Origin of the sequence: Vibrio sp. K4 (assembly GCF_051122595.1) — a bacterium.
GTDB lineage: Bacteria > Pseudomonadota > Gammaproteobacteria > Enterobacterales > Vibrionaceae > Vibrio > Vibrio owensii.
Window position 1 is genome coordinate 1,090,139 of record NZ_CP178578.1, and the last position, 23,602, is coordinate 1,113,740.

A 23,602-nucleotide genomic window follows, 5' to 3' on the forward strand; every position below is an offset into this window, starting at 1 on the left:
AACAGAGGAATCACGATGAGCAAAGTACTGGTAATTTCAGGTCACCCAAACCTAGATAAGTCATACACAAACACCGTTATCATAGACGAGCTAAAAGCGGGACTGAATGATGTTGAAGTTCGCCGCCTAGATACTCTGTACCCGAACTATCAAATTGATGTTGAAGCAGAGCAAGCGGCGCTCGTGAGTGCGGATGTGGTTGTGCTCCAATTCCCATTCTACTGGTACTCGTCGCCAGCCTTGCTGAAAAAGTGGGTGGATGATGTATTCAATTTCAACTTCGCTTATGGCCCAGAAGGCGACAAGTTAAAAGGCAAAGATTTCATTCTTTCCTTTACGGTAGGTGGCCCTGAAGAGTCTTACGATCCGCTTGGCTACAACCACTTTACTATTGAGCAGTTTGTTTACCCATTCCAACAAACCGCTTACTTGGCTGGCATGAACTACCGCAAGCCAATTTACACGCACCGCATGGTTTACATTCCAAATGTGTACAACAAATTGGAAGAGGTGCAAGCGCGTGCAAAAGATCATGCGAGCCGTTTGTTGGCGCAGATTGAAGAGATCACGGCTTCACCAGAAAGTCGTATACAGAAGTTTGTTGCCGAGTGGTTTGCTAAGTTCGATGTACTGGAAGAAGACACAGAGTTCTTTACCGATAAGCTAGCACAAGACGTGAAGTGGTCGATGCCAGAAGGTGAATTCCTAGGGCATGACGGCTTCCGTGATTGGTACGCGATTGCTCGTGCAACCTTCAAATCAAACTGCGATCACGACGTTCAGCAGATCGAAGTGAAACCAAATGGTGATCGTTTCCAAGTGGAACTGCGTATTCGATTAACAGCAGACAGTTATGAAGATTCGATGATGAAAGGTGAAGCCGTTAACTTGACCGTTAACGAGACATGGCAAGTTTCGATTGAGGAAGCAGGCTCCATCACCATTCATGAATACAACGTTGTTCCAGTGGTGAGTTAGCTACCCTTGACCAATAACTCATTGCTTTATTTGCCCCAGGCCTTTGTGCTTGGGGCTTTTTTATGTGTAAGAACTTAACTTACTGACTCACCAATACAGGCAATGACGCGGATAAAAAAACGAGCGCCAAATGGACGCTCGTTTCTCATCTTGATGCTCTACCGCTTTTACTAAGCGACAGGTTGTTTCTGTGCGGTGTTTTGATAAGCAGGCAATTCTGATCTCAAACCTTTGATCAAACTGACACACATCAGCAGTAGAACAAAGGTGAATGGCAAGCCAGTCGCCACCACGCCGGATTGAAGCGCTTGCAGTGCTTCTTTACCACCGATCCAAAGCATGACTGCGGCGATAGAGCCTTCAATACACGCCCAGAAAATACGTTGTGGTACAGGTGCATCAATTTTACCGCCAGCCGTGATGCTATCGATAACCAATGAACCTGAGTCTGATGAAGTGATAAAGAACACTAAAATCAGAACGATAGACAGAACAGAAATAACAGAGCTAAATGGCATTGCATCGTAAACGTGGAACAGCGTTAGTGAGATATCTGTCAGGCCGTTCGCACCCAGCTCACCCACTTTGTTGACCACTTGATCAAGCGCGATACCGCCAAATACTGCCATCCAAATCAGCGTCACTGTGGTTGGAATAACGATAACGGCAAATAGGAATTCACGAACGGTACGACCTTTTGAAACACGTGCGATAAACATACCAACGAATGGTGACCAAGATACCCACCATGCCCAGTAGAACACAGTCCAGCCGTGCATCCATTCCGTATCATCACGACCATGTGGGTTACTTAGCGCGAAGATGTCTTTTGCGTAAGCGACAGTTGTATCCCAGATAGAAGTTGTCGCTACATCAAAGCTAATGAACAACACGAAAGCAAGTAGGGCAAATGCCACTGCCATGTTGATGTTACTTAATAGCTTAACGCCGCCGTCGATGCCTCGAACAACAGAAAGAACCGCAATAAAGGTCACGAACGCGATTACGATCATTTGCATGCCAATGCCGCCATCCAAACCAAATACATGGTTGATGCCGCTGGTGGCTTGTTGTGCACCCAAGCCAAGCGAAGTTGCTAGACCAAACAGGGTTGAAAGTACCGCAAGAATGTCGATGACGTGACCTAACCAGCCCCAAGCTCTATCACCAAATAGTGGGTAGAACGCAGAGCGCAAAGAAAGTGGTAAGCCTTTATTGAAGGCAAAGAAAGCCAGTGAAAGTGCAACGATGGCGTAAATCGCCCAACCGTGAATGCCCCAGTGGAACATGGTGGCACCCATAGCGAGTGATTTTGCTTCCTCGGTGTAAGGTTCTACGTTCAGTGGTGTGCCGTACCAATCAGTGAAATAAGCCGTTGGTTCCGAAACACTCCAAAATAGCAGGCCGATACCCATACCCGCTGCGAACAGCATAGATAACCAAGAAGCCGTTGAGTGTTCTGCTTGCGCGTCTTTACCACCAATGCGGATTTTACCCAGTGGTGAAAGTAAGACTGCGATAGCAAATACGATGAAGAAGTTAGTAGACCACATAAAGAACACATCAAAGTCAGAAATGATGCTGTTCTTAACGCCGTTTAAGGCATCACGGGCTGTTGAAGGATCAACAATTAAAAGAGAAGCAAGACAGAGAAGAACAAGACCAGCACTAATCCCAAATACTGGATTGTGGATATCAAATCCCCATTTTTGAACGTTATCTTGACCAACCTGATAGTCGGTAGTGTCGATACTATATTTTTTTAGTGCATTATCCATAAATACAACATGTACGCTTTTTTAAATGTGTCTTTCCTGAACAAGAAAAACACTAAAACCGCCCTCCGATTGTTTTGAGTTCTAATTAAAAAATGCGACACGATCATAATGTTTTGTGTAAAACATTGCAAATCGATAGAGTTTTAAGGCTTTTAAACTGGTTGTAAGTCAGGTTTTTAGTGAAAAATACAATGAGGTGTAATGTTTTGATGTGTAAATATTCGTTTGATGTTGGAGAAGATTGTTTGACCAAAAGTAGCAGCGTGACGCGCGAGTAAAGGTTGGCAAGGCTCCAAAGAACCCGAGTGCTAAACTAGGGCTAATCAAAAATCATGATTTCAAGGAATTGGTTAACGAATAAGCACAAATTCCAACGAGCTTCGCATTCTTTTCGACAAATATCGAGTAAACGTAACCAATCGTAACAGAGGTGCTGTAACTGAACAGCGTTTCCATATACTCGACTTAGTTTGTAAGTTGTAAGCCACAGAATGCTGCTATGAGAAAAAACACTTTATTCAATGCTACGTTAGCGACCACCTTGACTGCTGTTTCTGCGTTTAGTTTTGCTGCTCCTACCGTTGTTCCAAATGCCCCAGAGCTGAGCTCTCGTGGCTACGTATTAATGGATTACCACACTGGCACAGTGCTAGTGGAACGTGATGCCGACAAACGCCTAAACCCGGCAAGTTTGACTAAGCTGATGACCGCTTATGTTGCGGGTCAAGAGGTCAAGTCTGGCAACATTAGCCTAGACGATGAAGTGGTGATCAGCCGCAACGCGTGGGCGAAAAACTTCCCTGATTCTTCTAAGATGTTTATCGAAGTCGGCACGTCGGTTTCACTGTCGGATCTTTACCGTGGATTGATTGTTCAATCGGGTAACGATGCCAGTGTTGCTATTGCCGAACACGTTGCAGGCAGTGAAGCGGGCTTTGTTGGTTTGATGAACAGTTGGGCGAACCAACTTGGTCTATCAAACTCTGCATTTACCAACCCACATGGTTTGGATAGCGATGGTCTGTATTCAACGCCGCGTGACATTGCAACGCTAGGCCGTGCGATTATCCGTGATCTTCCAGATATCTACCCGTTGTACAGCGAGACTTCGTTTACCTACAACGGCATCACTCAATACAACCGTAACGGCTTGCTACGTGACCGAAGCATGAGCGTTGACGGCATGAAGACGGGTTACACCAGCGGTGCGGGTTACAGTCTCGCGACCTCGGCAACCAACGGTGACATGCGTTTAGTCGCGGTTGTGATGGGTGCGAAAAGCCCTAGTGTACGTGAGTCAGAGAGCAAACAGCTTCTGAGCTACGGTTTCCGTTTCTTCGATACCGTTGTACCAACTCAAGCAGGTAAAGAGGTAGCAACGGCACGCGTTTGGATGGGTAATCAAGACGAACTAAAAGTTGGTGTTGATCGTGATATCTACCTAACGTTGCCAAAAGGTGATGTGAACAAGCTGGAAGCCGAAGTGGAATACAATGGCGACCTAATGGCTCCAATTCAGCAAGACCAAGTTGTCGGCAAAGTGTTGTACAAAGTCGATGGTGATGTAGTCAAAGAAGCGGAATTGGTTGCGCTGGAACCTGTTGAAGAAGGCGGAATCTTTAAGCGCCTAATGGATTGGTTCAAACGTTTGGTTGCGAGCTGGTTCTAACTTCTCTTAATCCCATTCTATTTAAGCCGCATCTGAGTTTCAGATGCGGCTTTTTCATTTTTCTCTCAAGCTCAGCCCTTTCTCCTCCTAACTTCATAGAAGAACATACACAAATGGCAATAAAACTTGCCATTAGAGCATTTGCCTAACCATGGGCTGAAACGTGACATTCATATAAATATCGATTCTTATGCATGCTTGGGAATGCATTTGATTAATGCTATGGTTTTCTTATAAATCAGATGCTTCTAAAAAGAAAAATCTAAATACAATCGAGATGGAACGTAATACTTCGTGAGAAAAAGCTATGTTGTCACCTTGTTAGCGGCGCTACTTTGGGTAGTGCTCGCTTTCGCTTTACACGATTACTGGCGTAAGGATTCGCCAAGTGAACATATCAAACAAACTGTCAGTCAAGATCCTCAAATTTTGCTTGCTAAAACAGCTCAAGGACAAGCGCTACTCGATGTGAGTTCGCTTATTTACAGTGATCCTGAAAGTGCGCAACAAGCGTTGGAAGCGGTCGGGAATGCCTTTTCGTCTGAGCTCGAAACCTCCTATGCCTTGTATCAGCAATATCGATTGGCTCGTGTGAATGATGAGCCTCTATTGGCGGCAGACTACCTTCAGCAACTTCAAGCCATTGCTCGAGAGAGCGAACAACCATGGCTTGATGCCGTGTTGCTAGCAGACAGTGCGAAAGAGCACACCTTGCACGGCCGAAATGATGTGGGCTTGAGCGAAATAAAACTCGCTATCGAAATAGCTGAGAAAGAGCACCTCAACTCGCTTTTGCCCAAGTTTTATAACGTCGCGGGCGCGTTGAGTAATGCGACAAACCAGCTGGTGGATGCCCAACGTTACTTCCTTGATGGCATTGATATCGCCGAACAAGTTGGGCAAGAGGCTTACAAAGGTACGATTTACAATAACCTTGGTCTGCTTTATCTGCACATCGAAAGCTGGGATAGAGCATTAGAGTTCATTCAAAAAGCGCAGCAAATTTACCTCAAGCGCCATGCCAAAGGGCACAAAGCCAGAGGATTGCAGATTATGTATCTCAATGAGGCACATATCTACAATCGACAAGGTAAAGCCGAATTGGCTCGCACGGCTTATGAGAAGTCGCAAGAGTTCTACAAACCCACTTCAACCAATCTGCGCCATCACCTTATTCAGCTGAAAGGCAAAGCAGATATGTTGCTGCTGGAAGAGCAATACCCGAAAGCGTTGGAAACCACTCAACAATGTGTGATGTTGCCTTCAGCGGCGGATTATCCCATTGAATATGGCCAGTGCTATTTGATTATGTCCAAATGCCAACTGGCGATGGGAGATTTAGACAAAGCCATGCAGAGTGCGGCTTTGAGCGCTGCGGCTTTTCGCTCAATCGAGCATCAACGCTGGTTGATTCGAGTAGAAGAACAAAAGGCGAAGATATTTGAACAATTGGGTGAATACGAACAAGCGCTGAGCTCGTTTAAACACTTTTCCGTCGACAGCAAAAAGCAGTTGCTGGGTAAAGTGTATGACTTAGAACAGGCATTTGCGACAGAGCATATCCAACGGGAAAGAGATTTGTTGGAAGTCGAAAAGCGCTTGGCGGAATCCGAGCTGGACCAAGAGAAACTGCGCTTTCAGATTGCGATTATTTGGATTGCGATTTCAGCAGTGGTACTGGCGCTGACCGTGACGAAAGTGCTGGCCACGCAGCGCAAAAACCAAGAATTGGAGCAGCTTTCATTGCTCGACCCTTTGACTCAATTGCACAACCGACGCTATTACTACGCGCAGATTGATCATCCTGAGCACCTAGATGCCAAAGCGGAATATCGAGTGGTGTTGTTTGATATCGACAACTTTAAACAGGTAAACGATGTGTATGGACACGAAACGGGAGATCGAATTCTAGAAGGCTTTGCTGAACGTTTAAGAGTTCATGTTCAATCTCAAGAGTTATTGATTCGTTGGGGTGGTGAAGAGTTCTTAATGTTGTTGCAAACCACTGACGATCTGGCCAAGCGTCTTGAGGAAATGCGCCAACACATTGGTGATGTTTCGTTTGAGACAGAAGAAGCTAGTTTGAATGTCACTACGTCTATTGGTGTCAGTCACGGCGGGTTAATCGAGACCTTCACTTACAACGATGAATACTTCCGCCGAGCAGATAAAAGTCTCTACGAGGCAAAACGTAATGGCAAGGATCAGGTCGTATTTCCAGAACCACCGGAGGCTCAGTAGCTTTAAGAATTGCGCTGAAAATAGATAAATCAAAGTGAACGAAACGGCAGATTGATATGATAAATCTGCCGTTTTTATTTTGTGTTTCATGTTTTGGAGTCGGTGGTCGCCTACTCAATGTAGAGCACTCTTCAAGAGAACCATTCAGAACAAAAAACGGAGTTACGCGTGCGCAAGATTCTATCTTTGACTTTGGCTATGTCACTTACTGGCTGTGTGATGCCGCAGCACCAACCAATGGAAACAGGGCAGTGTGTGGGTGTGATGTCATCGCAAGATGCTTATGGTTACCTCAACCCAAATCACTACACCATGCAAGTGCTGGCCTTAAAGAAAGAAAAGGATGTCAAAGAGTACATTCGCTACATCGACCCTAAACATCCGGTGTGGGTAAACTGGAAAAACAGCCGTGGCACACGTTGGTATACGGTGACGGTTGGGGATTTCAAAACCAAGCAAGACGCCTACAACGCACTGTCCTCATTACCAAGTCGAGTTAAGCAATCTTCTCCGTTCGTCTTAACGTTTGCTGAGATGCAGCGCAAACAAGAGACCAGCGTTGTGCGTATGCGTTAGTGCTGTTCTTGTCATTCCAATAAGCGCTTTATCGTTACACATCGAGCCTTTGCAATCGGTTGGAAAGGCTCAACCTAACCATCAATCGCCAATCTTCCTCAATGTACGCGCAAGATCACGCTTCTAACGCGCTTTTGACTTTACTTGTTATCGGGTATTTTCTAGTCTTCGCATCCCACTTTTTCTGTCGGAGTCACCATGAAGCAAGAAATGTACACCACCTACGCAAAGCAATACGATTTAGCCGCGCAAGATAACCTGTACAATGCGCATTTTGAGCGTCCAAACACCCTTGAACTAGTCGGTGATGTGGCAGGTAAAAAGGTGCTGGATTTAGGTTGTGGTTCTGGTATTTACGCGCAGCTTCTTCTTGAGTTGGGCGCAAGCTCAGTAACCTGCATCGACGCTGCTCAAGAGATGATAGATATCGTAAAAGAAAAGCTTGGTAGCTCGGTCACCGCTTATGCACAAAACTTGGCGCTCGGTTTACCAGAAGAGGCAGACGGACAGTACGACTTAGTCATTTGCCCGCTTATGGTTCACTACATTGAAGATCTGCGTCCCTTGTTTAACGATATTCAACGAGTACTAAAAGCTGGTGGTCAGTTTGTCTTCTCAACTCATCATCCATTTGCCGATTTTGAATGCTCGGCTTCGGGCAATTACTACGATAAAGAGCTGGTTGAAGATATGTGGAATACGGTAGGAGAACCGGTTCCTGTGGCGTTCTACCGCCGTTCATTGCAAGATATTACCGATGCGATCACAGGCAGTAACATGGCGATGCTGGCGATTTCAGAAGGTAAGGTGAATGAAAAGATTCGTGAAATCTCGCAAGAGCATTACCAACGTTTGGCGACGTTCCCGAACTTCATCTTCATTAAATGTGTGGCGCTGAGCTAGTAAAATCAGTGAGTTCAGATAGAAAAAACGGAAGCAATGAGGCTTCCGTTTTGTGATCTTAGCGTTGAGCTTAAAGTGCAGCGAGAATGGTTTCCGCTTTGCTTGCTTCAAATGTCTTTGGCTCTTCAACGTTTAGTGTCGTAACCACACCATTGTCGATGATCATCGCGTAACGCTGTGAACGAACGCCACCAAAACCGCCGGTGTCCATTTCTAGGCCCAGTGCTTTAGTAAAGCTTGCGTCACCATCACCCAGCATTAGCAACTCAGATGCGTTTTGTGCTTCACCCCAAGCTTGCATTACGAATGCATCGTTAACAGATACACAAGCAATCAGGTCCACGCCTTTTGCCTTTAGTTGGTCAGCCAATACGACGTAACCTGGCAGGTGCGCTTCAGAACAAGTAGGAGTAAATGCACCTGGAACCGCAAATAGAACCACTTTCTTATCTGCAAATAGCTCTGTTACTTGGTGGTTTACCATACCATCTGCAGTCAGTTCGCTTAGCGTTGCAGCAGGCAGTGCTTGACCTTGTTGAATCATGATTTTCTTCCTTTTGTGTATGCTTTATTTAGCTCACTCAGTCTAGCGCTAAAACCGCAGGCTAACCACGGAAGAAATGTAAGGTCTTAATTGGCTTCATAAAAACAAACCGCCTAAGTTGGCGGTTTGTTTATTCTCTACATCGCGTTCAGGTAAGACTTATAAGAGTGAAGTCGAACCGTTGCCGCGCCAATTACATCAATGAAGCCAAATAGGCTGTGTGGTTTATTTGCAGCAATCCATGCAGAGCCAGTGGCACCGATTGGGATGGACTTGCCCTCTGGTTCGAAAATTTCCAGAATCACTGTACGGCCGTGGCTACTGGTGTTTGCGCCTACGTGTTGACGAACGCTCTGTGGGCCTTGCAATGGCGAGACCGATGATTCTCCAGTACCCGCCGTGATGCTGTGAACACGAGCTCGGAACACTTCACCTGGATACGCATCGACGTAGAACTCAGCAAACTGACCCTGTTCAACATAGCGGTAGGTTTGGTCTGGTATGCGCATCTCCAAGAATTTACGCGACGTGTCGTAGATGTGCATGTTACCGACTCGGCTACCATTGGCTACGTTCACCACTGCAACTTGGCCGTCGAAAGGCGCACGAACGGTTTTACGGCTTTGTTCAAACTCAGTCTTTTGCAAATCGGCATGCAAAGACTTTAACGACGCTTCTGCAACGCGAAGTTGAGATTCGTAGTATTCAATGTCACGCCCTTTGAAGATCTCTGGTGACGTTTTACCGCGAATAATATCGCGCTTTAACTGAGCCACGTTTTCTTCTTGCTGAACAATGCCTGCTTTGATTTTTTCTACGTCTGCCAAAGAGGTGGTGTCGACGAGCGTATAGATCACATCGCCTTTCTTCACTTCTTGATTGTGGTCGACATAGATGTGGTCAATCTGCTCGCGAAACAGTGGGGACAACACCGAATGGGGCGCTTTCACCGTCGATGAATAAGTCAAATCAACCGGAGCCCATAGACGTGAGAGTATCCCTAGCACCACCAGAATGAATGCCCCGCCGGAGATGATCCAAAACGCGCTTTTAAATGTCCACTTAATCGCACCCGTTGAGACCAGAATCCACATGATCAGAATGTACGGAATCATTACCTCTTTCATGGCTTATTCCTCCGTCACTTTTGCGGGTGTTTGTGGTTGAGACGACAAACGGCTATTGCGAATAATGTTGCTCAGTGAGTTCCCAATGTGCTCCCAGTTCGCGAAAGCAATGATCAGCGCCAGAACCCACCAAGCTTTGTGAAGGAACAAACCACACAAGGAGAGGGCAAACACCAATTGGATATGAGAACTTTTCTTTTCTTGAGCTCGGTGAACCGCAACTTCATGGATCTGCCATAGCAAATAGATGACAAAAAGGGCAAGGGCTATGGTGACAGAGAACAGGTAACCACTGAAGTATTCGGAGTTGAAAATCACCATCATGGTGTCGTTGGGCGTGTTGGTGAACAAGCTCATATCAATGTCTTTGGAATTGATCGTGCCCATGGGTGCAAGCAAGTAAGCGCCACCAAGCATGAGAGCCATGAATAGTGAGAACTTTAATAGCACCATAAAAATCGCAAAGATAACGCGACCTATGGCTTTTATGACGTTCATAGTTATACCTTTTGTCGATGTGTGAGGGTAAAACGTTGAGCGTGTGATTATTGTTTTGTCTTTTGTAATCACATGCGCGGAATTGTATGAAAAAACGTCATAAGTTGAGTTATATATGATATAAGTTAAGCTCATATCAGAATGAAAATATTCGAGAACACATAATCTATGAAGCACTCAGATTACAGTCTTATTCCGACCTTCGTGGCGATTGTCGAAGAGAAAAGTTACACCAAAGCGGCGCAACGGCTGGGTGTGAGTCAATCTGCGGTCAGTCAAGCGGTAGTCAGGCTGCGAGAGGTGTTTAAGGATGCGTTATTTATTCGCGAAAGCCACGGCGTTGCACCAACAGCCTTCGCCATTGATATCTATCCCACATTAGCGACAGCGGTAGAAAGCATCGCTTATATGTTGCCGGAGCATTCACGATTTAATCCTGCTGAGTGCGATAAGCGTTTTGTGATCTCTTCACTCAGTGTGTTCAGTTTTACTTTGCTGCCAGAGCTTTCAGCCTTACTCAACGAAAAAGCACCGAAGGCAAACACACGGATTGAGCCGCTTTTCACTATGGACTTAACCAGCTTGCTGAGGTCACAGCAGTGCGATTTGGTGATTGAAGCTCAGACCAATTTACACCCGCATCTGCGTTCACAGATTTTGATGTCCGATAAACTCACGGTTGTGTGCCGAGAGGATCATCCTCGGTTACAAGGCAATACCATCAGTGTAGAAGAGTACCTAAACGAGAAGCATGTGACCCTTTCTCAGTTTGACCAACAAAACGGTTATTTGATTGGCCGTGGCATCAAGAATGAGCAGATCCTAGGGAAGCGCCAAGTGGCATGGCAGGCGGGAAGTATTATCGAGATACTGCCAGTGGTACAGCGCTGTGATTATCTTGCTTTGATGCCACAAACCTTACTGGAGCAATATAGAGATTTGTATCACCTCAGAGAGCTTGAAGCCGACTTCATGAAAGATCCGATCGATGTGGCGATGTATTGGCACCCCTCTCGCACTAATGACCCAAGCCATCAATGGCTACGCGAACAGTGTTTATTAGCTGCTGAGAAATTCGTAATAAATCATTCAATTTAAGCCAATTTTTGCGCTAAACCACATAGCAGACTCTTTATTAACAAACTAGACTATATGCATATCCATACACTTGATAAGGACATTTGTGTATATCGCGGGGTTTGCTTTCCGAAGTGTGAGAACCAAGTTTGTCGTTACGTACTCAGTAATGACGATTTGCTTCGTCCTGATTCTTTTCGCCGTGTTGTACTTTAAAGAGCGGCAACGGATCTTTAGTGTCGCCCTAGAAAACTCCATCCAATTATCCAACCTTCATTCAGACGTCATCAGCCAAGAACTGCAACGACATGTGGCGTCACTGCAAACCATCAGTGGTCACCAACGTGTGCAAGAAGGAGATATAGACTTTATTGTCGAAGAGCTCAAATGGCTCAAAAGCATGTCTAAGAAGTCCGTGATTAATACGCTTTTCGTCGATGAGCATTGGAATCTAATTGATCACAAAAGCAGAACCATCAAAATTGAGTGGCCAGAATTTGTAGAAGACGCTCGATGGAAGAGCGCGGATTATCACATCACAGCGCCGCACGTTGGCTTACTGGTCAAAACGCCTGTAGTGGCCCTTGGTGTGCCCGTGTATGACGAAGCGGATAACTGGAAAGGGATTGTTGGTGTGTCTATCTCTGTCGACTACCTCGCGCAGCGTTTGTCGAAAGTGAAGTTAGGCAACAGCAGTTATGCTTGGATCTCTGATAGCAGTGGAACGGTGGTTTCTCACCCCGACAGCTCTCTGATCTTGCACGCTAATATATTTGAAGGTGAACGAGTTGGTTTTGAAGGCTTTGCGGACATTGCAGTGCAAACCAATTGGGAAAATGTCGGACACGGCCACTACTACGACAGAAAGGTCAATGAAGCCAAGATCGTGACCTTTGCGAAAATCGACACCTTGCCTAATTGGACGCTCTTCGTGACTACGGAAGAGTCCGATATTTTCCTCGATATCAATGAGCTACTGGAAGACGTTGCGATTACTTCATCGGTGGTGATCGTTGTCTTTATGCCTATCGTGTTTTACCTCACCAATTCCATCACAAGACCGATTTTGGAGCTGACGTACGATGTCGAAAACGCCGTCAACAACCATTACACCACGTTTTCTGGCTACGATTCGAAAGATGAAATCGGCCAGCTTTCCAATGCCTTTAAAAACACCTTTGATGAAATCCATCAGCACAATAGAAAGCTAGAGGAAGTGGTCGCGCTCAGAACGCAAGAGCTCAACACAGCGAACCAAGAGTTGGCGTACTCAGTCAATCTGCTCAATGCAAACAATCACAAGCTTACGTGGTTAGCCATGCATGATCCGCTCACTAACTTGTTTAACCGCCGCGCACTGATCACCAAAGTCCACGAGCAGCTTCAGAAAGCAAGAGCGCACAGTTGGCCTGTGTCATTGATTTTGCTCGATCTCGACCACTTTAAAGAGGTCAACGATACCTATGGGCATGATGTTGGGGATGACGTGCTAAAGCATATTGCTGACTTTCTCGCTCAAGACCCTTTGGAAGAAGGGATGTTGGCACGCTGGGGTGGGGAGGAGTTTGTTATCGTCGCTTCCAAAGTATCTTTAGAAAAGGCACAGCAATGGGCTCAAAGCCGTTTAGAGGCGCTTAAGGATGAGGATTTCAGCCCCGTTTCGAAAGTAACGTTCAGTGCGGGTATTGCCACATTAGAGTTGGAAGACAGTTTTGATGAACTGGTCGCAAGAGCGGATAAGGCGCTCTATGTTGCGAAAAATGCGGGAAGAAACTGTGTTAAAACCGAGCGAGACACATCATGAGGTACGTAGCGAATTACGTATAGAAAACAACAAAATAAGGGCTAGGTCGCTAGCCCTTATTGGTTTGCACTTATACTCAGTGATTCGCTAAGTAATCAGCGACTTGAGCACGGTATTTGGCTTTAAGTGCTTCGCTGATGAAGCTCGCATTAATCGCATTGATCGTAAACTGAGCCAACTCAGCCTTCGTCATTGGGTGCGCATTGCTGACAGCTATAAAGTTATCCGTCATGTAACCACCAAAGTACGCCGGATCATCGGAGTTAATGGTTACCGCGACACCTTTACGTAGCAAATCGACAATGTTGTGCTGCTCCATTTCATCAAACACGCAAAGCTTAATATTCGACAACGGGCACACCGTGAGTGGCATTTTACTTTCGATAAGCGCTTCGACTAACGATGCATCTTCAACGCAGCGAACACCATGGTCAACGCGGCTAACGCCCAGCATCTCGACAGAATCGATGATGTTTTGCGCCGGGCCTTCCTCGCCTGCGTGTGCCACGGTGAGTAAACCTGCTTCTTTTGCTTGTTGGAACGCACGTTTGAACTTCTCTGGCGGATGTCCAAGCTCTGAAGAATCCAAACCAACACCGACGATTTTGTCTTTGTGTTTAACAATGGATTGCAGTGTTTCAATCGCGCTCTCTTCCGATAGGTGACGCAAGAAGCACGCAATGATTTGAGAGGTGATACCTAACTTCTCGTTACCATCTTGCATTGCTCGGTGAATACCATTGATAACAGTCTCAAACTCAATGCCGCGGTCGGTGTGGGTTTGTGGGTCAAAGAAGATTTCAGTATGGATAACGTTGTCAGCTTTGCAGCGCTCTAGGTATGCCCAAGTCAAATCATAGAAGTCTTGTTCCGTGCGAAGCGCGTTAGCACCTTGATAGTAGATATCTAGGAAAGACTGCAAATCTTCGAACTCGTACGCCTTGCGCAGTGCTTGCGGTGATTCGTATGGGATGTCGATGTTGTTGCGCTGTGCAAGCTCAAACAACAGCTCTGGCTCTAGCGAACCTTCGATATGTAAGTGTAACTCTACCTTTGGAAGACCTTGAATAAATGCGTTCATATTCCACCTCTTCTTATGCTTTTACGTGGATGCAATTACTCTAAGAATAGGTATAGATTGAGAAAAATCGAACGCCATTACAAAGAGTAAGATCCACAGTGATCTCGACTCTTCGTAATCAGCACTTTGCGGGAGCTGGTAGAGACCCCCAAACCATATCATTGGGGTTATACGAAGCAAACGGTTGCGATTATACGCAAAAATTGGGGCTTGGCTAGAGCTAGTGAGTAAATTGTAATTCTTTGGGACAAGGGATAAGGGATAAGGGATAAGGGAGCGATTTCATCGCATGATGGTTTCGTTATCAGCACACACCTAGCTGAGTCGAATATTCAGTGGCTAATACTGAATCACATCATGCGAGAAACATTGGGAGTCATATCGAGTTTATTGTGCGTTGCTCATTGTGAACTGAGAAGGGGTGGCGATACCTTGCACATCGATACTTTAAATTGAGAAGAGTAGAGAAAAGGAAATGAAAGGGAATGTATTTATAGCTCGAACATTTTATCAAATTCTCTTTGCTCCATGATGTCCTCAATTCGGCGGCGAGTTTGTTGTTTTATCGCAGCAGCGTTTTGTTCGGACTCTTTCTTTTCTTGCTCAATTTGCTTCTTGCTTTTATTTGCCATGTTTTTCACCTTGGGAATTTCTTCCTAAATTTCCACATTAATTATTAATGCACGAAACTGATTTATTTAATAATAAAACTTCCTAGCTTTGAACCTGAGTCACACAGAATGTCACCGGAATAGGTTTTCTCACAGTATTTAAAATCAATGAGATAGCAAGCAGATTGGAGTTTTGGCAATATATGGCGCCTTAAAATATCACTGTTAAGTTGGTGAATTTTGGCGTTCCAAGAGATGTCGGGTTGTTTTAAACGGAATTCAATCTCTATCATTTATTCTCCTGTTTCTTTGTGATCTTTTCTTTATTCGATAATTGATACCAGTGTCTTTGACGACCAGTTCTTCTAGACATAATTTTTCCTAATTTTAGTAATTTACATACCAACGACGGCGACAGTGATCTGACGACAGATAACTTGTTCCAACGATGGATACAGTGGTGCAGCCCATTTATTTTAGGCAGCAGAAAACCGAGCAATATTTGATTGCTGAGTATTAAGTTTGAGGAATTTTTGAAGGGGGAGAGAGTTTGGTGCAGCGAGGAAATGCTGCACCAAGAAAAGCTATCTTATAGAGGAGTAACTTCAGTCGCTTGAGGACCTTTTTTACCATCTTCTACGTTGAAGCTTACTTTCTGACCTTCAGCCAAAGTTTTGAAACCGTCAGCAACGATAGCGTTGAAGTGTACGAATACATCTTGGCCGCCGTTGTCTTGAGTTAGGAAACCAAAACCTTTAGTTTCGTTGAACCATTTTACTGAACCAGTTACTTTACCAGACATAAAAACCTCTGAAATTAAACAATAATGTACGAATTGTGATGGATCTTTTTTAAGCTATTGAATGTGCAATCAAGAGGAAGTTTTACGCAGGAGTCTGAACCGAAGATTCAGGATGTTACTGAGAGGGAACTTAAACTAAATGTAGCATTAACAGCTCTTTTCTAGAGCCAGCCGCCACTATACAGGGTGTTTAAAAAATAGCTACATTTATTTTTCATTTTTTTTCGTTCGAAAAAGTTGATGAAGTAGAACAATTTTTCCCCCTCATAAACTCAGTACTTGCTCTCTAGAATCAACTCATATCCTAAAGGGAGGCAAGATTATGAGTACAGTGAGAGAGATTCGTCAGATTATCCCATCACATGCAACTGCTGATGGTGACGGCGTGAAAATTCGCCGTGTCGCAGGCTTTAACAATGCGAGCTTTTCGCCATTCTTGATGGTAGATGAACTGAAATCAGACCAAAGAGCCGATTACGTAGGCGGGTTCCCTCCGCACCCACACCGAGGCATTGAAACGCTAACTTACATGTTAACGGGACACTTCCAACATCGTGACCACATGGATAATGTTGGTGAACTTCGTTCTGGTGGTGCGCAATGGATGGCAGCTGGTCGAGGCGTCATTCATAGTGAAATGCCAATAATGGAAGACGGTGAGCTGCACGGTTTCCAAATTTGGATTAATCAACCAGCGCGAGACAAGATGGCTCCGGCGCAATATCACGACTTCCAACCGGAATCCATTACCGAACATCGCGCAGAGGCGCATGGTTTAGTTCGCGTTATTTCTGGTGAGCTGAATATTGATGATGAAGTGATTCGTGGGCCATTGAGTAAAACTGGTGTACCTGTGACGGTCGCTGATTGGCAAGCGCATCAAGGCGCGTCGTTAAACCTGATGACACCTAACGATCACAATATGATGGTCTATGCTTATAAAGGCAGCATTACTATTGGAGAGCGCGTTGTCATGCAGGGAGAAATGGCACTGCTTTCTAAAGGTGAGTTGGTAACGCTTCAATCCAATGACACCAGTGGTGTACTGCTCTTTATCGGCGAGCCAATTGATGAACCTGTCGTGCATTATGGCCCGTTTGTCATGAATAGCATCGAAGAGATTGAACAAGCGATTCAAGATTACAACTCTGGATTGTTTGAAACGTATTAGTTTGACCGACAATCGTGCCTATTGAATTCGCATGATTGGTGACCCCTAAGTGATTTGGAGTCCGTGCATTGGGCTCATACGCAAGCAAAGACGATATCCACTGCCATCGAATTTGCATCAGCCACACTAACATGGTGTGGCTTTTTTTATTCTGCTGCGTTTGAAAGTGGTGTTTAGCTCTGTTCCCAACGCGTTATGGCATGTTTGCCAAATTCCAACCCTAATTCATAAGCTTTGCGCAATGGTTCTGGCGAGCGGCTCAAGCGCTTTAATTTAAAGCCTTCTGGCGGACAGATTTGAATGATCTCAACACCAGCGGGTGGGTTCTCTATCAATTCCAAACTCTGGTTATAGCGAATATGACGCGTGAGCATCGGCTCGACCAAAGCAGGGTGATCTTTCAACAGGCGCGCAGTGAGCTTTTCAAGTTTAGGTTTGGATTTGCGATAGCTGGCTGGCCGACTTCTTAGCACCATGATTCTGGTCGCGCCGCGTTTAATGGCTTCGGCGACGGGAATCGCATCCGCTACGCCGCCATCGACGTATCTCACACCATCTAAAGCGACACCGTTTCGGTACATGATGGGCAGGGCGCTACTGGCTTTCATGGTTTCTGCCAGCATTTGAATAGATGGCGTGAGGTATTCTGGTTGTCCGTTGTCTTGTCGTGTGACCCCTAAAAAGAAAGGACGGGGATCTGCCGAGAGCACATCTCTATCTATATCGAGTTCTTTAAGGGTGATATCCCACATCCAATCCAAGTCCATCATGTCACCGCCACGCAGCAGTTGAGTAGGAGAAATGAACTCTTTACGTAAGCTGTAATCAAGATAGATCTTGAGGTTCCTTCCCGGCATTTTTGCAAGGTATGCGGCTAAGTTGCTCGCGCCTGCCGAAACACCCCAAAAACTGTCAAACGGGGAGAAGTCTTGCTTAATAAAATGATCGAGTATGCCGCAGGAAAATACCCCGCGCATGGCACCGCCTTCAACAACCAGTGCCCGAGAGCCAACGTGTTCCATTCTAGCCATCCGTTTTGATTATTCTGATTTGGGATACGAGCTAATTAGAGTAACGGATCTAATGCTCATTCCCAAGTCGCGTTCACTTTGGTCTCACCTTGATGAATCTATTTTTTATGTTATAACATAACAATAATCAAAATTATTAAAAGGTAGCGTGTGTCTTGTGTGAGGTGAGAGTGAGCAATATTGACGCCATTATTGAGCATGTTGAGAAGAGTTTTAAGGCTCAGGGAAAGCAATTAACTTCTAAGAGAAAACTGGTGTTGAAAGCCTTGGTCCATGCCGATAGAGCGTTATCAGCTTATGAGCTAGTGGATTATTGCAAAGCCCATTTTGATCAGAATATTCAGGCTATGTCTGTGTATCGAATCTTGGATTTTCTTGAAGGTGAGCATCTGGCTCACAAGCTTAAAGTTTCCAATAAATACATCGTATGCTCCCATATTCTCTGCGAACACGAGCACGGTATCCCTCAATTTCTTATCTGTTCCAAGTGCAACAAGATCAGCGAACAAGCCATCGATCCCAAATTGATTAACGGTCTTAAATCTCATGCAAAACAAGAGGGGTTTACCGTCGTTAGCCCGCAATTAGAAATCAATTGTGTGTGTGATGACTGCGCTGACACCAAATAGCCGTGCTTTTTATTGAGCTTGGCTCACACCATGACGACGTCGTCGCCTTTTCCTCAAATACATCCCAACCATTAGCATCATCAGCAAGGAGATTCTGAACCGCTATGTCTGCAACGCTCATTAAAAACGCCCGCGTAGTAAATGAAGGAACCATCACCGAAACCGATTTGCGAATTGTCGATCAACGAATCGAAACCATCGCAACTGACCTAGCAGCAAGGGAAGGTGATGTCGTTATCGATGCGAAAGGTTGCTATCTAATCCCTGGAATGATCGATGACCAAGTGCATTTTCGCGAACCAGGACTGACTCACAAAGGCTCTATTGCAACCGAATCACGCGCAGCCGTCGCTGGTGGTATCACGAGTTTCATGGAAATGCCAAACGTAAGCCCAGCCACCACAACGATTGAAGCATTGGAGCGCAAATTTGCTATCGCGGAACAAAGCTCTCTGGCTAACTATTCTTTCTACCTTGGCGCAACAGAAGACAATCTGGATCAAATCAAGTTACTCGATCCAAAGAAACACTGTGGTGTGAAAGTCTTTATGGGCGCATCTACCGGAGATCTATTGGTCGAAGACGAGCAAGCATTGGATGAGATTTTCCGTGATTCTCCAGTATTGATCGTAACGCACTGTGAAAGTGGCCCTGTCATTGCTCAGAACAAAGAACGCCTGTTGAAAGAGAAGTCGGAATTCACCATTGAAGACCATCCTGTACTTCGTGACGATGAAGCTTGTTATGCCTCTTCTTCTTATGCCGTTGAGTTAGCGAAGAAGCACAACAGCCAACTGCACGTACTGCATATCACAACAGCAAAAGAATTGGCTTTGTTTGAAGCGGGCCCGATTCAAGGTAAGAGCATCACCGCAGAAGCGTGTGTTCACCATCTCTGGTTTAGCAATAAAGACTATGCAGATCGTGGTAACCAAATTAAATGCAACCCAGCGGTGAAGTACCCAAGCGATCGTGAAGCGCTACTAAAGGCATTAAGCACAGGCCAGATTGATATTATTGCGACGGACCATGCCCCGCACACTTGGGAAGAAAAACAAGTGCCTTACGACCAAGCACCTGCTGGCTTACCTTTGGTGCAACACGCGCTACTCACGCTGTTTGATCAAGTGAGTCGTGGGCACATGACGATGGAGCAAGTGGTAGAGAAAACCTCTCATAACCCAGCGATTCGTTATGGCGTTCAGGATCGCGGTTTTATTCGTGAAGGCTACTTTGCTGATTTGGTTCTTGTTGATACCGCAGCCCCAACGCCAGTGACGAACGAGAACAGCTTGTACCATTGTGGTTGGTCGCCATTTGTTGGTCACCAGTTCTCGGCTCACATTAAGAATACATGGGTCAATGGCGGTTTAGTGTATGCCAACCAGCAAGTGAATGAGCAGGCTGCACACGCCATGCGATTGGTATTTGAGCGCTAGGATTCACGTTTTTCAGAAACTTAGATTATTTGAAAGCTCAGTTTATTTTCGAAAGCTTACATTTATCCGCTTTCTTTGGGCTTTATTTGTAGAAGTATAGTTGTCGTAGCTTGAGTGTCTTTGAGGCACCGAATAAAGAGAAATCAATATGTTAAGAAGAAATCCTACTGGTCACATGCCGGAAGTATCGGAAACGGCGTTCATTGATCCAACGGCGATCATCTGTGGCAAAGTAATCATTGAAGATAACGTTTTTATTGGTCCTTACGCGGTGATTCGTGCCGATGAAGTGAACGAGCAAGGCGACATGGAAGCCATCGTGATCAAGCGCGATACCAACATTCAAGATGGCGTTGTTATCCACTCAAAAGCAGGTGCGGCCGTGACCATTGGGGAGCGTTCGTCGATTGCCCATCGTTCTATCATTCATGGTCCATGTGAAGTCAGTGATGACGTGTTTATCGGTTTTAACTCCGTGGTGTTTAATGCTGTGATTGGTACAGGTTGTGTGATTCGTCATAACTGTGTGGTGGATGGACTAGACTTGCCAGAGAACTTCCACGTTCCGCCGATGACCAATATCGGCGCCGATTTTGATTTGAACAGCATCTCGAAAGTGCCGCCAGAATACTCGGCATTTTCGGAGTCTGTGGTTTCAGCAAACCACGAGCTGGTTCAAGGCTACAGGAGAATTGCCAATGAGCTCTGATAATCAGCCCATACTTGGGGTTCCAACTAACATTATTACTGGGTTTTTAGGCGTCGGTAAAACCTCTGCGATTTTGAACCTGATGGCGAGTAAGCCAGAGAACGAACGCTGGGCTGTTTTGGTGAATGAGTTTGGCGAAATCGGTGTGGATGGCAGCTTGGTTCAAGGGCAGCAAAGCGAAGAGCAGCAAGTCTTTATTCGTGAAGTACCCGGCGGGTGTATGTGCTGTGCGGCGGGATTGCCAATGCAAATCGCACTTAATCAACTGCTGAATGAAGCGAAGCCCGACCGCTTGTTGATTGAGCCGACTGGCCTTGGGCATCCAAAAGAGGTGTTACAGGTTTTATCGACCGATCATTATCGACAAGTGTTGTCACTGCAAAAGAACATCACTTTAGTTGATGCTCGTAAACTGACAGACCTTCGTTACACCGAGCACGACACATTCAATCAGCAAATCGCCATTGCCGATACGGTGGTGGGTAACAAGCTCGATCTCTATCAAGAGGGCGACACCCAGAAGCTAGAAGCTTACGTGGCGGAAGTTGGTCGTCCAAACACAAAAGTGATTTTTGCGGAGCACGGTGTGATTCCTTTTCATGAATTCGAAGGTGAAACCACCATTCATGAGCATCCGCCGCACCATCACCACCATCATGCGAGTGACAAGCCGTTGGCTTCAGACATGCCAATGCCTGAAAGTGGCATTATTAAAGCGACCAATGAAGGCGAAGGCTTCCAAAGTGTTGGTTGGCGCTTCTCGCCGGAGAAAGTGTTTGACCGTCGGAAGCTGATTCCTTTGTTGGTGGAGCTAGAAGTGGAGCGCATGAAAGCCGTGTTTATTACGAGCGATGGCATTTATGGCTACAACTTAACGCCAGATGGACTAACCGAAGTGGAGTTGGATGATTGTGCCGAAAGCCGCATCGAATTGATTGCAGACAGCATTGACGATCAATTTGAAGCCAAACTGCTTTCGTGTGAATCAGCATAAACTGCGAACTTGGGCATCTCATTTCGTGAGGTGCCTTTTCTTTCTTCTGATTATTAGGTATTCGCTAATAGTTCTTAAGTCTTTATTCCTCTAATCCCCAGTAATTCAAATCGTTATCATACAATTTGATCAGCATATCCTTGGGGGAGGAAAATCCATGCGCGTAAAACAATTTCTCGCTTCACTATTGGTTGTAGTGAGTGCTTTCTCTTTGGCGAATGAGCCAAACAAACAGGCGGAAAACGAAGCCACCATCAATGCGTTTTTTGCTCAGTATCAGCTGCTTGGAGAGCAAGGGTTCGATGCATTTGCGAAAGCACGTGAAACCTTGTTTTCTGACGACAGCAAAACGCTTGTCAACGACGTAACAGCGACAGAATACAAAGGGAAAGCAGGGCACCTTGAGTCTATCAAAGACTGGTTTGAGATTTACCAAACTCAAGATGATTTTAGCTACCGTATTGCTCCTGCTTCGAAAGACGGACGAGTGAAGGTTGAGCTGTTCGGTACACTGATTCAAACTCAAGACGGTCAAAGTGATACCATCAACCCAGATGGGCATCGCTGGACGGAATATTTCACTTTCAATGATGCGGGCGAGATTGCGCTGCTACAAATTGATATGAATGTTTTGAGTAAGACGTACGATGCGGAGGCTCGTTCACAGTTGAGCCAAAACGACATCGCAAGTTTTGTTTACCAGTGGTTCGCAGGTTTTGACCATCAACGCGAATCAGGCTACTTCCTTGCTCGTATCGCAGAGCCCGTTGATATGGCGTACCCAGATTTCCCTATTCAGTCATACCAAGACTTTCTCCGTTGGTACAAAGGCGTGACGGACAACATCGTCTGGAACTCGCACGACATTCAAGGTTTGACCATTAAGGGCGATCAAAACTCTGGCTGGGCCGTGAGTTACAATGTGGTTTGGAAAGCCAAAGCGAAGAACGGCGATAACTACGATATGCGCGTACATCAGGATCTAAAAATCATTTTGGATTCAGGCAGTTTGAAAATTGCCCAGTTGCGAGCAAAGGTGCTTTAGCCAAGTGTTCGATATAGATGTTTAACGACAGATGTTTAACGCCTCTATTTGGAACAAAGGTTCGAGTGATTTACTTCCTTCATGAATGGCAATCCGCTAGTCTTTGGCAAAACAGACAGAGATGAGTGTAAACATGATCGACAAGCTACCTGGCATTCTTACTTTTCTGCGTGAGGCGGAGCAGCTCAAAAACACCTTGCGCACTGCTTGGACATCATCTGGTCGCCATGAGAGCACGGCTGAGCACACATGGCGATTGTGTTTACTTGCCATGCTGGTAGGAGAACATTATCCGCATTTAGACATGCTAAAAGTGCTCAAGCTTTGCATTGTGCATGACTTAGCAGAAGCAGTAAGTGGTGACATTTCGGCGTTGGAGCAACACGATGGGCTGGATAAAAGTGCGCTAGAACTGGCGGATTTGAAGCAGCTTATCGCTCCACTAGACGCATCTCTGCAACAGGAGTTTTTGGACCTTTGGTTGGAATACGACAGTGCCACTACCGAAGAAGCTCGCCTCACCAAAGCGTTGGATAAGTTAGAGACCATTCTGCAGCACACGCAAGGTGATAACCCTGCTGATTTCAATTACGCGTTTAATCTGGAATACGGTAAAAAGCACACCGATTTTGATGAGCTGACCAAAGCGCTTCGAGCGATCATTGATGAAGGTACCCGCCGATTAGCTGATCGTTAGTCCCGACTCTCTACTCAAGAACATCACTTTCTTCAAAAGCACTTAGGCTTCTCTAGCGAGCTTAAGTGCTTTATTACATTTGCGTTTTCTGCGCTCAGCAAGATCCTTTTTCAACCTTCTCTTCGATCAAATTGCCTTCCTAGGTTGACATTGTTTGATGGTCAAACTAAATTAAAATCAAATAATTTGATAATCAAA

23 protein-coding genes and 1 riboswitch are annotated in these 23,602 nt (G+C 45.5%); of the genes, 14 read left to right on the top strand and 9 right to left on the bottom strand.

What is annotated here, in order from left to right; all coding sequences use genetic code 11:
- The first annotated feature begins 15 nt into the window (after window positions 1-15).
- Window positions 16-978, top strand: coding sequence for an NAD(P)H-dependent oxidoreductase (locus tag ACLIIY_RS22520; RefSeq protein WP_434529452.1), 963 nt, complete (start codon window positions 16-18; stop codon window positions 976-978).
- Window positions 979-1,148: 170 nt separating this feature from the next.
- On the opposite strand, the gene ACLIIY_RS22525 is transcribed toward ACLIIY_RS22520, so the two are convergent.
- Window positions 1,149-2,756, bottom strand: coding sequence for a BCCT family transporter (locus tag ACLIIY_RS22525; protein ID WP_434529453.1), 1,608 nt, complete (start codon window positions 2,754-2,756; stop codon window positions 1,149-1,151).
- Window positions 2,757-3,255: 499 nt separating this feature from the next.
- Between ACLIIY_RS22525 and ACLIIY_RS22530 the strand changes: the two genes are divergently transcribed.
- The 4 genes from ACLIIY_RS22530 to ACLIIY_RS22545 all read left to right on the top strand — a co-directional run bounded on the left by ACLIIY_RS22530 (window position 3,256) and on the right by ACLIIY_RS22545 (window position 8,145).
- Window positions 3,256-4,425, top strand: coding sequence for a D-alanyl-D-alanine carboxypeptidase family protein (locus ACLIIY_RS22530; RefSeq protein WP_005439123.1), 1,170 nt, complete (start codon window positions 3,256-3,258; stop codon window positions 4,423-4,425).
- A 294-nt stretch (window positions 4,426-4,719) separates the two neighbouring features.
- Window positions 4,720-6,666, top strand: coding sequence for a diguanylate cyclase (locus ACLIIY_RS22535; protein ID WP_434529454.1), 1,947 nt, complete (start codon window positions 4,720-4,722; stop codon window positions 6,664-6,666).
- 168 nt (window positions 6,667-6,834) lie between these two features.
- Window positions 6,835-7,242, top strand: coding sequence for an SPOR domain-containing protein (locus ACLIIY_RS22540; RefSeq protein ID WP_009706270.1), 408 nt, complete (start codon window positions 6,835-6,837; stop codon window positions 7,240-7,242).
- A gap of 198 nt (window positions 7,243-7,440) precedes the next feature.
- Window positions 7,441-8,145, top strand: a complete 705-nt coding sequence (locus tag ACLIIY_RS22545) for a class I SAM-dependent methyltransferase (RefSeq protein ID WP_020194703.1) — start codon at window positions 7,441-7,443, stop codon at window positions 8,143-8,145.
- 70 nt (window positions 8,146-8,215) lie between these two features.
- Here ACLIIY_RS22545 and ACLIIY_RS22550 read toward each other — a convergent pair whose 3' ends face one another.
- From ACLIIY_RS22550 to ACLIIY_RS22560, 3 genes are all read right to left on the bottom strand, one after another.
- Window positions 8,216-8,689, bottom strand: coding sequence for a peroxiredoxin (locus tag ACLIIY_RS22550; protein WP_005531886.1), 474 nt, complete (start codon window positions 8,687-8,689; stop codon window positions 8,216-8,218).
- A 137-nt stretch (window positions 8,690-8,826) separates the two neighbouring features.
- The gene (locus tag ACLIIY_RS22555) at window positions 8,827-9,816 is read right to left on the bottom strand and encodes an efflux RND transporter periplasmic adaptor subunit (RefSeq protein WP_180827003.1); all 990 of its coding nucleotides are present in this window, start codon (window positions 9,814-9,816) and stop codon (window positions 8,827-8,829) included.
- A gap of 3 nt (window positions 9,817-9,819) precedes the next feature.
- Window positions 9,820-10,314 carry a hypothetical protein gene (locus tag ACLIIY_RS22560; RefSeq protein ID WP_009706267.1) on the bottom strand — a complete coding sequence of 165 codons (495 nt, stop codon included), beginning with the start codon at window positions 10,312-10,314 and terminating at the stop codon, window positions 9,820-9,822.
- 168 nt (window positions 10,315-10,482) lie between these two features.
- On the opposite strand from ACLIIY_RS22560, the gene ACLIIY_RS22565 reads away from it, so the two are divergent.
- Window positions 10,483-11,412: a LysR family transcriptional regulator gene (locus tag ACLIIY_RS22565; RefSeq protein ID WP_434529455.1), complete on the top strand. Its 930-nt coding sequence runs from the start codon at window positions 10,483-10,485 to the stop codon at window positions 11,410-11,412.
- 148 nt (window positions 11,413-11,560) lie between these two features.
- Window positions 11,561-13,195 (top strand): sensor domain-containing diguanylate cyclase, encoded by a 1,635-nt coding sequence (locus tag ACLIIY_RS22570; protein ID WP_434529456.1) that lies wholly within the window; start codon window positions 11,561-11,563, stop codon window positions 13,193-13,195.
- A 76-nt stretch (window positions 13,196-13,271) separates the two neighbouring features.
- Here ACLIIY_RS22570 and ACLIIY_RS22575 read toward each other — a convergent pair whose 3' ends face one another.
- The 4 genes from ACLIIY_RS22575 to cspE all read right to left on the bottom strand — a co-directional run bounded on the left by ACLIIY_RS22575 (window position 13,272) and on the right by cspE (window position 15,689).
- Entirely contained in the window at window positions 13,272-14,276 is a 1,005-nt protein-coding gene (locus tag ACLIIY_RS22575) for an adenosine deaminase (protein ID WP_434529457.1), read from the bottom strand.
- 95 nt (window positions 14,277-14,371) lie between these two features.
- Window positions 14,372-14,471: riboswitch (purine riboswitch) on the bottom strand.
- Window positions 14,472-14,767: 296 nt separating this feature from the next.
- Window positions 14,768-14,908 carry a hypothetical protein gene (locus ACLIIY_RS22580; protein ID WP_009706263.1) on the bottom strand — a complete coding sequence of 47 codons (141 nt, stop codon included), beginning with the start codon at window positions 14,906-14,908 and terminating at the stop codon, window positions 14,768-14,770.
- Between the two features lie 62 nt (window positions 14,909-14,970).
- Window positions 14,971-15,180 (bottom strand): hypothetical protein, encoded by a 210-nt coding sequence (locus ACLIIY_RS22585; RefSeq protein ID WP_005452681.1) that lies wholly within the window; start codon window positions 15,178-15,180, stop codon window positions 14,971-14,973.
- A 296-nt stretch (window positions 15,181-15,476) separates the two neighbouring features.
- The gene (gene cspE / locus ACLIIY_RS22590) at window positions 15,477-15,689 is read right to left on the bottom strand and encodes a transcription antiterminator/RNA stability regulator CspE (protein WP_005439099.1); all 213 of its coding nucleotides are present in this window, start codon (window positions 15,687-15,689) and stop codon (window positions 15,477-15,479) included.
- 322 nt (window positions 15,690-16,011) lie between these two features.
- Here cspE and ACLIIY_RS22595 point away from each other — a divergent pair, with 322 nt between their 5' ends.
- Window positions 16,012-16,860 (top strand): pirin family protein, encoded by an 849-nt coding sequence (locus ACLIIY_RS22595; RefSeq protein WP_434529458.1) that lies wholly within the window; start codon window positions 16,012-16,014, stop codon window positions 16,858-16,860.
- A 173-nt stretch (window positions 16,861-17,033) separates the two neighbouring features.
- Here the strand turns inward: ACLIIY_RS22595 and ACLIIY_RS22600 are convergent, their stop codons facing one another.
- Entirely contained in the window at window positions 17,034-17,882 is an 849-nt protein-coding gene (locus tag ACLIIY_RS22600; RefSeq protein WP_009706261.1) for a patatin-like phospholipase family protein, read from the bottom strand.
- A 179-nt stretch (window positions 17,883-18,061) separates the two neighbouring features.
- Here ACLIIY_RS22600 and ACLIIY_RS22605 point away from each other — a divergent pair, with 179 nt between their 5' ends.
- The 6 genes from ACLIIY_RS22605 to ACLIIY_RS22630 all read left to right on the top strand — a co-directional run bounded on the left by ACLIIY_RS22605 (window position 18,062) and on the right by ACLIIY_RS22630 (window position 23,404).
- Entirely contained in the window at window positions 18,062-18,520 is a 459-nt protein-coding gene (locus ACLIIY_RS22605) for a Fur family transcriptional regulator (RefSeq protein WP_020194712.1), read from the top strand.
- 104 nt (window positions 18,521-18,624) lie between these two features.
- Window positions 18,625-19,959, top strand: coding sequence for a dihydroorotase (locus tag ACLIIY_RS22610; protein WP_418112526.1), 1,335 nt, complete (start codon window positions 18,625-18,627; stop codon window positions 19,957-19,959).
- A gap of 148 nt (window positions 19,960-20,107) precedes the next feature.
- Window positions 20,108-20,668 carry a carbonate dehydratase gene (locus tag ACLIIY_RS22615; protein WP_005531901.1) on the top strand — a complete coding sequence of 187 codons (561 nt, stop codon included), beginning with the start codon at window positions 20,108-20,110 and terminating at the stop codon, window positions 20,666-20,668.
- On the top strand, window positions 20,658-21,662 hold the full coding sequence (locus tag ACLIIY_RS22620) for a CobW family GTP-binding protein (RefSeq protein WP_434529459.1): 1,005 nt from the start codon (window positions 20,658-20,660) through the stop codon (window positions 21,660-21,662). Before ACLIIY_RS22615 ends, ACLIIY_RS22620 begins: the two co-directional genes overlap by 11 nt.
- 157 nt (window positions 21,663-21,819) lie before the next feature.
- Entirely contained in the window at window positions 21,820-22,707 is an 888-nt protein-coding gene (locus ACLIIY_RS22625) for a hypothetical protein (RefSeq protein ID WP_434529460.1), read from the top strand.
- Between the two features lie 133 nt (window positions 22,708-22,840).
- On the top strand, window positions 22,841-23,404 hold the full coding sequence (locus ACLIIY_RS22630) for an HD domain-containing protein (protein ID WP_434529461.1): 564 nt from the start codon (window positions 22,841-22,843) through the stop codon (window positions 23,402-23,404).
- Window positions 23,405-23,602: the final 198 nt, after the last annotated feature.